The following is a 14,522-nucleotide window of genomic DNA, read 5'->3' as shown; positions in this document are numbered from 1 at the left end:
CCCTTTCGAAGCGGCACAGCGGCTGGCGTTACGAGGTCCGGTGATCCTCTCAGATCAGCGGGCCCGGTCGCGAAGTTCACGGCGCAGGATCTTCCCGCTCGCGGACTTCGGGACCACGTCCAGGAACTCCACCTCCCGGACCTTCTTGTACGGGGCGACCTGACCGGCCACGAAGTCCGTCACCTCCTGCTCGGTGAGCCCGCTCCCGGGTGCCCGGACCACGTACGCCTTGGGGCGCTCGACACCGTCGCCGCCGGTCACGCCGATCACGGCGGCGTCGGCTATCTCCGGGTGGGTCAGCAGCAGTGCCTCGAGCTCGGCGGGGGCGACCTGGTAGCCCTTGTACTTGATCAGCTCCTTCACCCGGTCGACGACGAAGAGGTAGCCGCGCTCGTCCACATAGCCGACGTCGCCGGTGTGCAGCCAGCCGTCCGGGTCGATCACGGCGTCCGTCTCGGACTGCCGGGCGAAGTAACCCCGCATCACCTGCGGGCCCCGGAAGAGCAGTTCCCCGCTCTCGCCCGTGCCGAGGTCCTTGCCCGGGTCGTCCAGCGAGACCACCCGCAGCTCGGTGGAGGCGACGAGCCTGCCGACCGTGCCGGGCGGCGCGTCGGCGTCGTCCAGCGGCACGACGTGGGTGACGGGCGAGAGTTCCGTCATGCCGTACCCCTGGAGCACCCGGGGCAGCCCCAGCCGGCGGGCGCAGGCGTCGGCGAGCTCGGCGTCGAGCGGGGCGGCCGCGCTCAGCAGGTAGCGGACGGAGGACAGGTCGTACTGGTCGACCAGCGGGTGCTTGGCCAGGGCGAGGACGATCGGCGGGGCGGCGAGGATGGCCTCGATGCGGTGTTCCTGGATGGTCCGCAGGAACTGCTCCAGGTCGAAGCGCGGCAGGACGACGACCGTGGAGCCGCAGCGCAGCGGGTGGTTGAGGAGGGCGTGCAGACCGTAGATGTGAAAAAAGGGCAGTACGGCCAGGATGCGCTCGCCCACGCCGGTGGTGTGCAGCGTGTCGGTCTGCAGCAGGTTGCTGCTGATGTTGCGGTGGGTGAGCATCACGCCCTTGGGCAGGCCGGTGGTGCCGCTGGAGTAGGGCAGCACGGCGATGTCGGTGGCCGGGTCGAGCTGCGGGGCGGGTTCGGGAGCGGTGGAGGCCAGCAGGTCGGTCAGCGAACGGTGGCCTTCGCTCGCGTCGCAGACGAAGATCTCCCGGATCGGGCTGCCCTCCGCCGCGAGGACCTCGGCGGCCGCCAGGGCCACCGGGAGGAAGAGCGAGATGGTGATGATCCAGCGCGCCCGGCTGTCCCGCAGCTGGCTCGCCAGCTCACCGGCCGTGGCCAGGGAGCTGACGGTGGTCACGGTGGCCCCGGCGCGGGTCGCACCGTAGAAGGCGGCCGGGTACGCGATGCTGTTGGGGCTGTGGAGCGCGATCACATCGCCCTTGCGGACACCCGCCTCGGCCAGCCCCGCCGCGATCCTCCTGCTGCCCGCGTCGAGTTCGGCGTAGCTGACGGACCGGCCGGTGATGCCGTCGATCAGCGCCGGGGTGTCCGGGTGTTCGGCGGCGTTGGCGAGCACCGCTTCGTGGATGGGCAGGTCGAGGGGCTCGATGTCGGGGTAGTCGCTGCGAAACGCCATGCATGCCTCCGATGGGCTGGACTGACGAATTATCACGTTCATATGCGCGGCACGCTTGCAGGAATACACACAGTGACAAATCTTGGGGGCAACCGGAAGTCCGATCACAGGAAATTCTCGGCCACCACTGGGAGGCCGCCGTGAGCCCGTCCCCCCGTTCGACCGCCCCTGTCCGCCGCGGAACCATGCTCGCCTGCACGCTCGGTGCGAGCGCGGCCGTGCTGGCCATCGGACTCGCCCCGGCCGCTCAGGCCGCGCCGGGTGACAACGGGGACGTCAAGGTGCACGACAGCAGGACGGCCGTCGACAGGCAGCAGGACGACCCGAAGGTCTGCAAGTTCTATCTCGACGCCTTCAATTTCGACGCCGGCCAGAAGGTCACCTACACCGTCGACCAGCAGCCCCCGACGGGCACGGCGCAGGTGCTCGCCGGCCAGCTCACCCTGCCCGAAGGCACCGGGCACACGCCCGACCTGAGCCTCCCCGACGGTCATTACAAGGTCACCTGGACCTTCGAGGGCGAGCAGGGCAGCGCCAAGCACAAGGTGTTCAAGGTGGAATGCGCGACCACCAGCCCGACCCCTCCCGGCGGGCCGATCGGCGGCGTGGGCACCGGTGGCGGCGGCAGCGTGCACGGGCCGGACACCGCCGAGATCGCGGCGGGATCGGCGGTACTGGCCGTCGCAGCCGGTCTCGGCATCCGCGCCGTCCGCCGTCGCTCCGCCCGCAATGCCACGTCCTGACCTCCCCGCGGAACGGGCCGCCCGGCGCCGGCCGGGTACCTCGCGCAAGGGCCCCGGCCGGCTCACGGCCGGGGCCCTTGCGGTCGCGCTGGCCACCGGGGTCTGGCTGGTCCACGACGGCGCCGCCAAAACCGGCCCGCCGCAGCCGCCCGCCGCCGCGTCCGACGCGGGACTCGGGCCGGCGGGCGCCGACGGAGCCACGGCCAAAGAGCCAACCCCGGGCGCCCGGCCCTCCGTTGAGCCGGAGCGGCCGGTGCCCGCACCGCTGCCGCCCTCGGCACCGGCCAGGATCAGGATCCCGGCGATCAAGGTCGACGCACCCGTGGTCGGCCTGGGCCTGGACGCCGCCCGGCACCTGGCCACCCCGCCCATGGAGAACCGCAACCTCGTCGGCTGGTACCGCGACGGAGCCACCCCGGGGTCGAGCGGTGCCGCCATCGCCGTGGGGCACGTGGACAACCGCTCGGGCCCCACCGTGTTCTACCGGTTGGGGCTGCTGCGCAAGGGCGACCGGGTCGAGGTGGTCCGCAAGGACAGGCGCACGGCGGTCTTCACCATCGACTCCGTGCAGACCTACCCGAAGGACAGGTTCCCCGGCGGTGTGGTATACGGTGCCTCCGAGCGGCCCGAGTTGCGGATCATCACCTGCGGCGGCCACTACGACAAGCACTCGGGGTACGAGTCCAATGTGGTCGTCTTCTCCCACCTGACCTCGACGCGCTGACACGTAGGGCCTCCGCCAGTGGGTGGGCAAGCGAGCAGGCTCGGGCATCCCCTGCTGTCGGCCCACTGCCTCACCTACCGGCGGACGCCCCCGGAGGGCTCAGTACGACCTGGGCAGGCCGAGGGTGTGCTGGGCGACGTAGTTGAGGATCATCTCGCGGCTGACCGGCGCCACCCGGCCGACCCGGGTGGCGGTCAGCAGCGCGGCCAGCCCGTACTCCTGGCTGAGCCCGTTGCCGCCGAGGGTCTGCACCGCCTGGTCGACAGCCCGGCAAGAGGCCTCGCCGGCCGCGTACTTGGCCATGTTGGCGGCCTCGCCGGCCGCCGGGTCGTCTCCCGCGTCGTAGAGGTGGGCGGCCTTCTGCATCATCAGCCGGGCGAGCTCGACCTCGATCGTGCACTGGGCGAGCGGGTGCGCGATGCCCTGGTGGGCACCGATCGGGGTGTCCCAGACCGTACGGGTCTTGGCGTACTCCACCGCGGTGTTGAGCGCCTGGCGGGCGATGCCCAGGGTGAAGGCCGCGGTCATGATGCGCTCGGGGTTGAGCCCGGCGAAGAGCTGGAGCAGCCCCGCGTTCTCATCGCCCACCAGCGCCTCGGCGGGCAGCCGGACGTCGTCCAGGAAGACCTGGAACTGCCGTTCGGCGGTGACGAGTTCCATCGGGATCGGCCGGTACTCGAAGCCGGGGGTGTCGCGGGGGACGATGAAGAGGGCGGGCTTGAGCTTGCCGGTGACGGCGTCCTCGGTGCGGCCGACGAAGAGCACGGCGTCCGCGTGGTCGATACCGGAGATGAAGACCTTGCGGCCGGAGAGCAGCCAGTCGCCGCCGTCGCGACGGGCGATGGTGCCGATGCGGTGGGAGTTCGACCCGGCGTCGGGTTCGGTGATGCCGAAGGCCATCCGGCGGCTGCCGTCGGACAGACCGGGCAGCCAGCGCTGCTTCTGCTGCTCGGTGCCGAAACGGGCTATGACGGTGCCGCAGATCGCCGGTGAGACGATCAGCATCAGCAACGGGCAGCCCGCGGCGCCGAGTTCCTCCAGGACGATCGCCAGCTCCGCGATGCCGGCTCCCCCGCCGCCGTACTCGGCGGGGAGGTTGACGCCGAGGTAGCCGAGCTTGCCTGCCTCGGCCCAGAGTTCGTCGGTGGGTTCGCCGGCCCGGGCCTTGGTCTGGAAGTACTCGGCTCCGTAGCGGCGGGCGAGGTCGCCGACGGCGCGGCGCAGGGCCTGGTGTTCGGGCGACTCGATGTACACGGACATGGGTCTGTTCCTTTCCGTGCGGGGAGGGTTCCGTCAAGGGAGGGTTACTCGGCCGGCTGGACGACGGCGAGCAGGGCACCCAGCTCCACCTGCTGGCCTGGGCTGACGCGCAGTTCGGTGAGCAGCCCGTCGGCGGGGGCGCAGACGCGGTGCTCCATCTTCATCGCCTCCAGCCAGAGCAGCGCCTGGCCCGCGGTGACGGTGTCGCCGGGGGCCACGGCGGTACGGACGACGGTGCCCGGCATGGGGGCGAGCAGGGCGCCGGGGTCGTGGTGGGCGGCGGGGTCGGGGAAGCGGTCCACGACGGTCAGGGCGACCGGGCCGAGCGCGGAGTCGACGTGCACGGTGCTGCCGTACCGGGCGATCTCGAAGGTCCGGGTGAGGCCGTCCGTCCGCAGGGTGACGCGACTCGGGCTCGCCGAGACGAATGAGGTGCCGGGGTGGCCGTCCGCGCTCAGGCCCTCGCGCAGGAGCCGGTAGCGGACTTCGTGCTCGGTGCCGTCGTCTCCGCGGTAGCGCTTGAGCTGCGGCTGGGAGGGCAGGTTGCGCCAACCGGAGGGGAAGGGGCTACGACGGGTGGCGGCCTCCGCGAGGGCGGCGGCGAGGGCGGCGAGCGGGGTGTGTTTGCCGGGGCCGGGGGCGAGCCCGTCGGCGTGCTCGGTGAGGAAGCCGGTGTGCACGCGGGCTTCCAGGAAGGCCGGGTGGCGCAGCGCCGCCACCAGCAACTCGCGGTTGGTGGCGAGGCCGTGGATCCTGGCCCGGCTGAGCGCGTCGGCGAGCCGCCGGGCGGCCGCGGTCCGAGTGGGGGCCCAGGCGATGACCTTGGCGAGCATGGCGTCGTAGTGGACGCCGACCTCCGTGCCGTTGCTCACGCCCGAGTCCAGGCGAAGGCCGGTGTCCTCCGAGGTGGTGGTGAACTCGACCTGACTACCGGTGAGTTCGAGGCGATGGAGGGTGCCGGTCTGGGGCTGCCAGTCGCGGCCCGGGTCCTCGGCGTACAGGCGGGCCTCGATGGCGTGGCCGCGGACGGGTGGCGGCTCGGCCGGGAGCCGCTCCCCCTCGGCGACGCGGAGTTGGAGTGCGACGAGGTCCAGGCCGGTGACGCACTCGGTCACGGGGTGTTCGACCTGGAGGCGGGTGTTCATCTCCAGGAAGTAGAAGCGGCCGTCGGGGGCCAGCAGGAACTCGGCCGTTCCTGCCCCGGTGTAGCCGATCGCGCGGGCGGCGTCGACGGCAGCGCGGTGCAGCTCCGCCCGCAGCGCCTCGTCGAGGCCGGGCGCCGGCGCCTCCTCGATCACCTTCTGGTGCCTTCGCTGGAGCGAGCAGTCCCGTTCGCCCAGGGCCCAGACCGTGCCGTGCGCGTCGGCCATCAGCTGGACCTCGACATGGCGGCCCGTCGGCAGGTACGGCTCGCAGAAGACCTCGTCCGATCCGAAGGCCTTCGCCGCCTCCGTCCGAGCCGCTGCCAGCGCCTCGGGCAGCCGGGCGAGTTCGCGGACGACGCGCATGCCGCGCCCGCCGCCGCCCGCCGCCGCCTTGACCAGCAGTGGCAGGTCGGCCTCGGTCGGCTCCGCCCCCACGGTGAGCACCGGGACCCCGGCGGCCGCCATCAGCCGCTTGGCCTCGGTCTTGGAGCCCATCGCGGCGATCGCCTCGGGCGGCGGCCCGATCCAGGTCAGCCCGGCCGCCAGGACGGCCCGCGCGAACTCCGCGCTCTCGGAGAGGAATCCGTAGCCGGGGTGGACGGCGTCGGCCCCGGCCTCCAGGGCGGCCCGGACGATGAGGTCCGCCCGCAGGTAGGTGTCGGCCGGGGCGGCGCCCGGGAGGTGTACGGCGGTGTCGGCCTCGCGGACGTGCGGGGCGGCCGCGTCCGGGTCGGAGTACACGGCCACGGTGGCGATGCCGAGATCGCGGCAGGTCCGGAAGACCCGGCGGGCGATCTCGCCGCGGTTGGCGACCAGCAGGGATGTGATCATGTGTCAGGTCCTCCCCTACATCCTGAAGACGCCGTAGCCGCGCGCGCCCTCGACCGGGGCGCTGTGGATCGCGGAGAGGCAGATGCCGAGCACGGTGCGGGTGTCGCGGGGGTCGATGACGCCGTCGTCGTAGAGCCGCCCGGAGAGGAAGACGGGCAGCGACTCTGCCTCGATCTGCTGCTCGGCCATGGCCCGGATCGCCGCGGCCGCGTCCTCGTCGTACGGCTGCCCCTTCGCCGCCGCGGACTGCCGGGCGACGATCGAGAGCACACCCGCCAGCTGCTGCGGCCCCATCACGGCCGACTTGGCACTCGGCCAGGCGAACAGGAAGCGCGGGTCGTAGGCCCGCCCGCACATCCCGTAGTGCCCGGCGCCGTACGAGGCGCCCATCAGGACGGACAGGTGCGGGACGCGGCTGTTGGAGACCGCGTTGATCATCATCGCGCCGTGCTTGATGATGCCGCCCTGCTCGTACGCCTGGCCGACCATGTAGCCGGTGGTGTTGTGCAGGAAGAGCAGCGGGATGTCACGCTGGTTGGCGAGCTGGATGAACTGGGCCGCCTTCTGCGACTCGGCGCTGAACAGCACCCCCTGGGCGTTGGCCAGGATGCCGACGGGGTAGCCGTGCAGGCTCGCCCAGCCGGTGGCGAGGCTGGGACCGTACATCGGCTTGAACTCGTCGAAGTCCGAGCCGTCGACGATCCGGGCGATCACCTCGCGCGGGTCGAAGGGCACCTTGAGGTCGCCGGGGACGATGCCGAGCAGCTCGTCCTCGTCGTACTTGGGCGGCGGCGCGGTGAGGTCGGGCCCGGGGCCGGACTTCCGCCAGTGCAGGCGGTGGACGATGCGGCGGGCGATGCGCAGCGCGTCCGGCTCGTCCAGCGCGAAGTGGTCCGCCAGGCCCGAGGTGCGGGCGTGCATCTCGGCGCCGCCGAGCGACTCGTCGTCGGCCTCCTCGCCGGTGGCCATCTTCACCAGCGGCGGGCCGCCGAGGAAGACCTTGGCCCGGTCCTTGACCATCACGGTGTGGTCCGACATGCCCGGTACGTACGCCCCGCCGGCCGTGGAGTTGCCGAAGACGACGGCGACGGTGGGGATCCCCGCGGCGGAGAGCCGGGTGAGGTCGCGGAACAGCGCACCGCCGGGGATGAAGATCTCCTTCTGGCTGGGCAGGTCGGCACCGCCGGACTCGACCAGGTTGACCAGCGGGAGGCGGTTGCGCAGCGCGATCTCGTTGGCGCGCAGGGCCTTGCGCAGGGTCCAGGGGTTGCTGGCGCCGCCGCGTACGGTCGCGTCGTTGGCGGTGATCACGCACTCGGTGCCCTCGATCACGCCGATGCCGGTGACCATGGCCGCGCCCACCGGGTAGTCACTGCCCCACGCGGCGAGCGGGGAGAGCTCGAGGAACGGCGAGTCCGGGTCGATGAGCAGCTCGATCCGCTCGCGCGGCAGCAGCTTGCCCCGACTTCGGTGCCGCTCCACGTACTTGGGGCCGCCGCCGGCCAGCGCCTTGGCGTGCTCGGCGTCCAGATCGGCCAGTTTGGCGAGCATCGCGGCGCGGTTGGCCGCGTAGTCGGGGCCTGCCTGGTCGAGACGGGTCGGGAGGACGGTCACAGCAGGGCCTCCGGGATGTCGAGATGGCGGGCGCGGAGCCACTCCCCCAGTGCCTTGGCCTGCGGATCGAAGCGGGCCTGTGCGGCCACGCCCTCGCCGAGCAGGCCGGTGACGGTGAAGTTCACGGCCCTGAGGTTGGGGAACAGATGCCGTTCGATCTGCAGGCCGGCTGCCTCCGGCAGGAGTTCACGGATCTTCTGGACGGTGAGGGTGTGGGCGAGCCACCGCCAGCCGGGCTCGCTCCGGGCCCAGACGCCCAGGTTGGCGTCGCCGCCCTTGTCGCCGCTGCGGGCACCCGCCACCAGGCCGAGCGGCGCGCGACGCGTGGGCCCGGCCGTCAACTGCTGTGGAGGCGGCGGCGGTTCGACGGGCGTGAGCTCGCCGGTCGTCATTGCCGGGGGGACCGTACGGTGAGTGCCGTCCGGCAGGACCGCCGTGTGCGGTACGGTCCGCGCGTCGACGAAGGCCGCCTCGAAGACCCCGTACGGCGCGCCGGGCCCGGGCAGCGCGGTGAGGTGGAAGCCGGGGTAGCTCGCCAGGCCCAGTTCGACCGCAGCCGTGCTGACGGCCCGTCCGACGACCCGCTGGTCGCGGTCCTTGACCACCAGCCGGAGCAGCGCGGAGGCGGCCTCCTCGGTGTCCGCGTCGGGGTGGTCGGTACGGGCCAGTGTCCAGCTCAGCTCGGCCGGCCGAGGGTCGAGCGCGTGCTCCAACTGGGCCTGGACGAGCGCGGCTTTGGCGTCGATGTCCAGGCCGGTGAGGACGAACACGACCTCGTTCCGCCAGCCGCCGATCCGGTTGAGGCCGACCTTGAGCGCGGGCGGCGGGGCCTCGCCGCGTACGCCGCTGATCCTGACCCGGTCGGGGCCGACCTGGTCGAGGCGGACGGTGTCCAGGCGTGCCGTCACGTCCGGCCCGGCGTAGCGTGCGCCTCCCGTCTCGTACAGGAGTTGGGCCGTGACGGTCTCGGTGGTGACGGCGCCGCCGGTGCCCGGGTGCTTGGTGATGACGCTGCTGCCGTCGGCCTGGATCTCGGCGATCGGGAATCCGGGGGTGGTGACGTCGTGCTCGCGGAAGAAGGCGTAGTTGCCGCCGGTCGCCTGGGCTCCGCACTCGAGGACGTGCCCGGCGATCACCGCACCCGCGAGGGCGTCCAGGTCCTGCGGCCCCCAGCCGAAGTGCGCGGCCGCCGGGCCCGCCACCAGCGCGGCGTCGGTGACCCGTCCGGTCACCACGATCTCGGCGCCGGCCCGCAGGCACTCCGCGATGCCCCACGCACCGAGGTATGCGTTGGCCGCCAGGAGACCGGTGGGCAGGCCGAACTCCTCGGCGCGGGGCAGCAGATCGTCACCGGTGACGTGTCCGACCCGTACGGCGATGCCCTGCTTGCCCGCCAACTCGTCCAGCGCCTCGGCCAGCCGTGCCGGGTTCAGCCCGCCGGCGTTGACCACGATCCGCACCCCCCGGTCCACGGCGAGGCCGAGGCACTCCTCCATCTGGCGCAGAAAGGTCTTGGCGTACCCGAGTTGGGGATCCTTCAGCCGGTCGCGGGCCAGGATCAGCATGGTCAGCTCGGCCAGGTAGTCCCCGGTGAGGACATCCAGCGGCCCACCGGTGAGCATCTCCCGGAACGCGGAGAACCTGTCCCCGTAGAACCCCGACGCATTGCCGATCCGCAGCACCGCACGCCTCCCCAGCCGCCGCCCGCCTTCGGGCAGCAGCCTGGCAGCGGGCATCGAATAAAGCAAGCATGCATGCTTGTTTTGCCTCGGCCGGGGAGTGAGGATTTGTCGCAGGCTTGTGACAGACGGAGCGCGGAAGTTGGTCCGATTTTCTGATCAAGCACGCCTAGTCTCGGAGCCATGTCTTCGTCGCACTCGGGCTCCTTCGTACACAAGACCCGCCTCACCGCCAGATTCCTCAGCGTCAGCGCCGTCGCCGGCGTGCTCACCGCCGGGCTCGCCCTGCCCGCGGTCGGCAGTCTCGGCCTGGGGGCGAAGAACGCCGTCGAGGACTTCGACAGCCTGCCGGACGACTTCACCGCTCCCCCGCTCTCGCAGTCCTCCACCGTCTACAACGCGGACGGCGGCGTGATCGCCACCATGTACTACCGGGACCGCACGGTCGTGCCGAGCGACCAGATCTCCCCGGTGATGAAGGCGGCCCTGGTGGACATCGAGGACAACCGGTTCTACGAGCACGGCGCGGTCGACCTCAAGGGCATGCTGCGCGCGATCAACAAGAACGCGGCCAGCGGCTCGGTCTCGCAGGGGGCTTCCACACTCACCCAGCAGTACGTGAAGAACGTCTTCGTGGACAAGGCGGGTGACGATCCGCAGGCGGTGCTCGCGGCGCAGGCACAGACCGTCGGCCGCAAGGTCAAGGAGATGAAGTACGCGATCAAGCTGGAGGAGACCCTCAGCAAGGACGAGATCCTCACCAACTACCTGAACATCACCTTCTTCGGCGAGCAGGCCTACGGGATCGAGGCGGCCGCCCAGCGGTACTTCAGCGTCCACGCCAGCGAGCTGACGCTCCCTCAGGCTGCCCTGCTGGCCGGGCTGGTGCAGTCACCGACGGGCTACGACCCGATCGCCAACCCCGAGAATGCCAAGGCACGGCGTGACACCGTGCTGCGCAAGATGGCGCAGTACGGCACCATCACCCAGGCCCAGGCGGCCGAGGCGATCGCCCGCCCGCTCGACCTCAAGGTCAGCCGTCCGCGGCAGGGCTGCATCACCGCCGACCAGGGCGCGGGCTTCTTCTGCGACTACGTGCACAAGGTGATCGTCAGCGACCCGGCGTTCGGCGCCACTTCGGCCGATCGCCAGGCGCTGTGGAAGCACGGCGGCCTGCAGATCCACACCACGCTCGACCCCAAGGCGCAGGCCGCCCTGCAGAAGTCCGTCACCAGCCATGTGTACGCCTCCGACAAGGCGGCCACCGCGATGACGGTGGTGCAGCCGGGCACCGGGAAGATCGTCGCGATGGGCCAGAGCCGCCCGTACGGGTTCGCCGCCAACCAGACCCAGATCAACCTCAACGTCACCAAGGCGATGGGCGGCGGTCTCGGCTTCCCGACCGGCTCGACCTTCAAGCCGATCGTGGCCGCCGCCGCGCTGGAGAACGGCATCACACCCGCCCAGTCGTACCCCTCCCCCTACAGCATGGCCTGGCCGGCCATGAAGGACTGCAAGGGCGGCAGGTTCCCGGAGAGCGGCGAGGTGCACAACGACGCCAAGTCGCTGTACGGGCCGTTCACCATGGCACCCGCCATGGCGCAGTCGGTCAACACCTACTTCGCCTCGCTGGAGGCGGACACCGGCCTGTGCAACGTGGTGCAGATGGCCAACAGACTCGGCATCACCCAGCAGGCCGGCGGCGAGAAGCTGAGCGCGGTGCCGTCCATGGCCCTCGGCAGCAACGACCTGACCCCGCTGGAGATGGCCAACGTCTACGCGACATTCGCCGCGCACGGCACCTACTGCACCCCGACCGCGATCACCTCGGTGACCACCGCCGACGGCAAGCCGCTTCCCGTCCCGGCGAGCAGGTGCGGCGAGGTGATGTCGGCGCACACCGCCGACGCCCTCACCACGATGCTCAAGGGCGTGGTCCAGGACGGCACCGGCACCAAGGCCGGTCTGGGCGACCGCGACAGCGCGGGCAAGACCGGTACCACCAACGCGGGCAAGCAGGTCTGGTTCGTCGGCTACACCCCGGAGTTGTCGGGCGCCACGGTGGTCAGCGACACCGACCACCCGACCTCGCTGGACGGGCAGAGCATCGGCGGTGAGATCGTCGACCAGGCCTTCGGCGGGACGCTGGCCGGGCCGATCTGGCGCGACGCCATGAGCGGTGCGCTCGAGGACACCACGCCGGGGAGGCTCGCTCAGGTGCCGTTGCAGTAGTCGATGCGGTCCTCAGGTCTATGCCTGTCGCGCCTCCCCGTTGATAATGTGCATGGCAGGCACACCTGAGGCTCAACGACGGGATGCAGCAATGGACTTGACGGACACTCCGATCAGTCGGCGCACCTTCGCCCGTTCGACAGTGGTCCTGGCCGCGGTAGGGGCCGGACTCGGCCCCTCGGTGCAGCCGGCCCGGGCCGCCGACGTACCCGGCGGCGCCGACTGGCTGGGTGCCGTCTCCTCCGACACGTACCTCTCGCAGCTCACCGTCCCGGGCACGCACGACACCTGCTCGCTCTACGGCGGTGCGATCACCCAGACCCAGACCCTCTCGCTCCCCGACCAACTCGCCGCGGGCGTAAGGTTCCTGGACATCAGATGCCGCGCGATCGACGGCGTCTTCGCGATCCACCACGGCTCGTTCTTCCAGCACATCTTCTTCGGTGACGTACTGAACCTCTGCCGGGCGTTCCTGGCCCAGCACCCCGGGGAGACCCTCCTGATGAGGGTCAAGCAGGAGTACTCGACCGTCCCCGCCGCGGACTTCGCGGCCATCTTCGCAGGTTACCGCTCGAAGTGGCCGGACCTGTTCTGGGCCGAGGACCGCGTCCCCCGGCTCGGCGAGGTGCGCGGCCGGGTCGTCGTCCTCGCCGACAGCTCCGGCCTGCCGGGCATCCCGTGGGGCGGCGGGCGCATGGACATCGAGGACGACTACCAGATCGGGACGATCTTCGAGCTCAACTCGCGGAAGTGGCCCGAGGTGTCCGCACACCTCAACGCGGCCCGCGCCTCGAGCGACCCGCAGCGGCTGTTCCTCACCTTCACCTCCTCCTCCGGCTGGGGCCTGTGGCCGCAGCAGGCCGCGCAGGCCATCGCCCCCAAGCTCAGCGGCTACGTCTCGGCCCTGAACGCCGCCACCCGCCCGCACCTGGGCACCGTGCCGATGGACTTCGTCACCCCCGCCACCGTCCGGCCGCTGTACGCGCTGAACTTCGCCGGCTGAGAGCGGCTGAGGGCATCCAGAGCGCCGAGAGCGCGGCAGAGCGGTCCCTGTACTCAGGGCGCGTCGGCCGGGTCCGCCGCGGTCTTCGGGACGTCCGGGTAGCGGAACCAGGAACCCTGGACGGCCCACTGAATCAGCATCAGCACGAAGCCGATCACCAGGGCACCGATGCCGATGACGGTCACGCCACCGGTTTCTCCGAAGATCGGCAGGTCGATCGAGGTGGCGCCGTACTCGGGGTCGGCGTAGACGTCGAAGGCCCCGTAGCAGAAGAAGTACAGCAGGCTCAGCCCGCCGAGGCCCGGGAGCAGGCCCTTGAACACGAAGTCACGGACGCTCCGGGTCAGGACCCGGCGGTAGTACCAGAGGCAGGCGAAACCGGTGAGGCCGTAGTAGAAGGCGATGCCCAGGCCGACCGAGGCGATGGAGTCGGTGAGGACGTTGCCGCTGATCGCCGTCAGCAGGACGTAGAAGGCGATCGAGGCCAGCCCCATGCCGAGGGTGGACCAGGTCGGGGTGAGGAACCTGCGGTGCACCCGCGCGAACTGCGAGGGGATGGCCTTGTGCGCGGCCATCGAGAACGTCGTGCGGGCCGTGGGCAGGATGGTGGTCTGGGTGGAGGCTGCGGACGAGGTCAGCACCATGAAGATCAGCAGCTTGTTGAGGAACCAGCCGAACCCCGTGGTGCCGAAGATCGCATCGCCCAGCCCGGAGAGCACGTCCCCTTCGTTGTCGGGGTTGGCCAGTCCGATGCCCTCCGTGCCGACCCCGGCGAAGGCCTGGGCGGACGTGGAGACCAGGCCGTAGATGAGCAGCAGCAGGACGGTCGAGATGACCGCCGCCCGCCCGGGGGTGCGCGCGCTGTCGGCGGTCTCCTCGTTGACCGAGACGGCGGTGTCCCAACCCCAGTAGATGAACACGGCCGCCAGGATCCCCGAGGTCAGGGCACTGGCCGAGGGCACGTTGAAGGGGTTGAACCAGGAGGCGTCGATGTGGATCGCGGTCTCCGGCGGGTTGCTGCCGTAGGCCTTGACCAGGGCGGTGACCGAGAACAGGATCAGTACCGCGACCTCGATGCACAGCAGCCAGCGCTGCAGGGCGGCGGAGATCTCGATGCCGATGTAGCAGATCAGGGTCATCACGACGATCCACGCCACACCGGCCAGGGTGGTCCAGGTGGTGTTCTCGGCGAGCGAGTCCAGGCCGAAGAGCCGGAAGCCGTAGATGCCGGCGATCTGAGCCAGGTTCGCCATGACGATGATGTCGGCGAAGACGATGCCCCAGCCGCCCATCCAGCCCGTCCGCGGCCCGAACGCCCTGGCGCCCCAGACGAAGGTGGTCCCGCAGTCGGGGTCGGAGGCGTTGAGCTCCTTGTAGGCGTACGCGATGAGCAGCATCGGGATGAACGCCATCATCGTGATGATCGGTGCCTGGAGGCCGACGCCGACCACGATCAGGCCGAGGGTCGCGGCCAGGCTGTACGCGGGCGCGGTCGAGGCCAGGCCGATGGCCACCGAGGAGAAGAGGCCGAGCGCGTTGCCCTTGAGGCCCTTCTCGCCCGCGCCCGAACCGGTCGCCGGGGCCCCCGTGGAAGGTGCCGCATTGCCGGAAGGACTCGACACGAACCCCACCCCGCTCTCTCGCTCGGGCCGAACG

Annotated in this window: 10 protein-coding genes; 4 read left to right on the top strand and 6 right to left on the bottom strand. The window is 71.1% G+C overall.

The features are described from left to right. Positions 1-54: 54 nt before the first annotated feature. Complete coding sequence (locus tag FB465_RS32820; RefSeq protein WP_145796452.1) at positions 55-1,635, bottom strand: 4-coumarate--CoA ligase family protein; 1,581 nt, start codon at positions 1,633-1,635, stop codon at positions 55-57. A gap of 140 nt (positions 1,636-1,775) precedes the next feature. Here FB465_RS32820 and FB465_RS32815 point away from each other — a divergent pair, with 140 nt between their 5' ends. Further along, positions 1,776-2,378 carry a hypothetical protein gene (locus FB465_RS32815; RefSeq protein ID WP_246193021.1) on the top strand — a complete coding sequence of 201 codons (603 nt, stop codon included), beginning with the start codon at positions 1,776-1,778 and terminating at the stop codon, positions 2,376-2,378. Continuing rightward, positions 2,365-3,102, top strand: a complete 738-nt coding sequence (locus FB465_RS32810) for a class F sortase (protein ID WP_145796450.1) — start codon at positions 2,365-2,367, stop codon at positions 3,100-3,102. The genes FB465_RS32815 and FB465_RS32810 overlap by 14 nt, the downstream gene beginning before the upstream one ends. 99 nt (positions 3,103-3,201) lie before the next feature. On the opposite strand, the gene FB465_RS32805 is transcribed toward FB465_RS32810, so the two are convergent. The 4 genes from FB465_RS32805 to FB465_RS32790 are packed head-to-tail and all read right to left on the bottom strand — an operon-like array spanning position 3,202 to position 9,688. Then, entirely contained in the window at positions 3,202-4,362 is a 1,161-nt protein-coding gene (locus tag FB465_RS32805) for an acyl-CoA dehydrogenase family protein (protein WP_145796448.1), read from the bottom strand. A 44-nt stretch (positions 4,363-4,406) separates the two neighbouring features. Beyond that, a complete protein-coding gene (locus tag FB465_RS32800; RefSeq protein WP_145796447.1) occupies positions 4,407-6,338 on the bottom strand; it encodes an acetyl/propionyl/methylcrotonyl-CoA carboxylase subunit alpha in 1,932 nt (643 codons plus the stop codon). Between the two features lie 15 nt (positions 6,339-6,353). Continuing rightward, on the bottom strand, positions 6,354-7,952 hold the full coding sequence (locus FB465_RS32795; protein WP_145796445.1) for an acyl-CoA carboxylase subunit beta: 1,599 nt from the start codon (positions 7,950-7,952) through the stop codon (positions 6,354-6,356). Further along, on the bottom strand, positions 7,949-9,688 hold the full coding sequence (locus FB465_RS32790; RefSeq protein ID WP_145796444.1) for an acyclic terpene utilization AtuA family protein: 1,740 nt from the start codon (positions 9,686-9,688) through the stop codon (positions 7,949-7,951). Before FB465_RS32790 ends, FB465_RS32795 begins: the two co-directional genes overlap by 4 nt. Positions 9,689-9,814: 126 nt before the next feature. On the opposite strand from FB465_RS32790, the gene FB465_RS32785 reads away from it, so the two are divergent. Together FB465_RS32785 and FB465_RS32780 are read left to right on the top strand one after the other, a co-directional pair. Continuing rightward, a complete protein-coding gene (locus tag FB465_RS32785; protein WP_145796442.1) occupies positions 9,815-11,863 on the top strand; it encodes a transglycosylase domain-containing protein in 2,049 nt (682 codons plus the stop codon). A 91-nt stretch (positions 11,864-11,954) separates the two neighbouring features. After that, positions 11,955-12,866 (top strand): phosphatidylinositol-specific phospholipase C, encoded by a 912-nt coding sequence (locus tag FB465_RS32780; RefSeq protein WP_170290740.1) that lies wholly within the window; start codon positions 11,955-11,957, stop codon positions 12,864-12,866. 53 nt (positions 12,867-12,919) lie between these two features. On the opposite strand, the gene FB465_RS32775 is transcribed toward FB465_RS32780, so the two are convergent. Further along, on the bottom strand, positions 12,920-14,488 hold the full coding sequence (locus tag FB465_RS32775) for an APC family permease (protein ID WP_145796439.1): 1,569 nt from the start codon (positions 14,486-14,488) through the stop codon (positions 12,920-12,922). Between the last annotated feature and the right edge of the window lie 34 nt (positions 14,489-14,522).

It is taken from the genome of Kitasatospora atroaurantiaca (genome assembly GCF_007828955.1).
Lineage (GTDB): Bacteria > Actinomycetota > Actinomycetes > Streptomycetales > Streptomycetaceae > Kitasatospora > Kitasatospora atroaurantiaca.
Note: the sequence above shows the minus strand (reverse complement) of the source record. Positions and strands in the feature narration are given on the sequence as shown.

Excerpts from the sequence above, each read along its gene's own strand:
- FB465_RS32820 (WP_145796452.1), bottom strand. The coding sequence starts at position 1,635 with ATGGCGTTTCGCAGCGACTACCCCGACATCGAGCCCCTCGACCTGCCC.
- FB465_RS32810 (WP_145796450.1), top strand. The coding sequence starts at position 2,365 with ATGCCACGTCCTGACCTCCCCGCGGAACGGGCCGCCCGGCGCCGGCCG.
- FB465_RS32805 (WP_145796448.1), bottom strand. The coding sequence starts at position 4,362 with ATGTCCGTGTACATCGAGTCGCCCGAACACCAGGCCCTGCGCCGCGCC.
- FB465_RS32800 (WP_145796447.1), bottom strand. The coding sequence starts at position 6,338 with ATGATCACATCCCTGCTGGTCGCCAACCGCGGCGAGATCGCCCGCCGG.
- FB465_RS32790 (WP_145796444.1), bottom strand. The coding sequence starts at position 9,688 with ATGCCCGCTGCCAGGCTGCTGCCCGAAGGCGGGCGGCGGCTGGGGAGG.
- FB465_RS32785 (WP_145796442.1), top strand. The coding sequence starts at position 9,815 with ATGTCTTCGTCGCACTCGGGCTCCTTCGTACACAAGACCCGCCTCACC.
- FB465_RS32780 (WP_170290740.1), top strand. The coding sequence starts at position 11,955 with ATGGACTTGACGGACACTCCGATCAGTCGGCGCACCTTCGCCCGTTCG.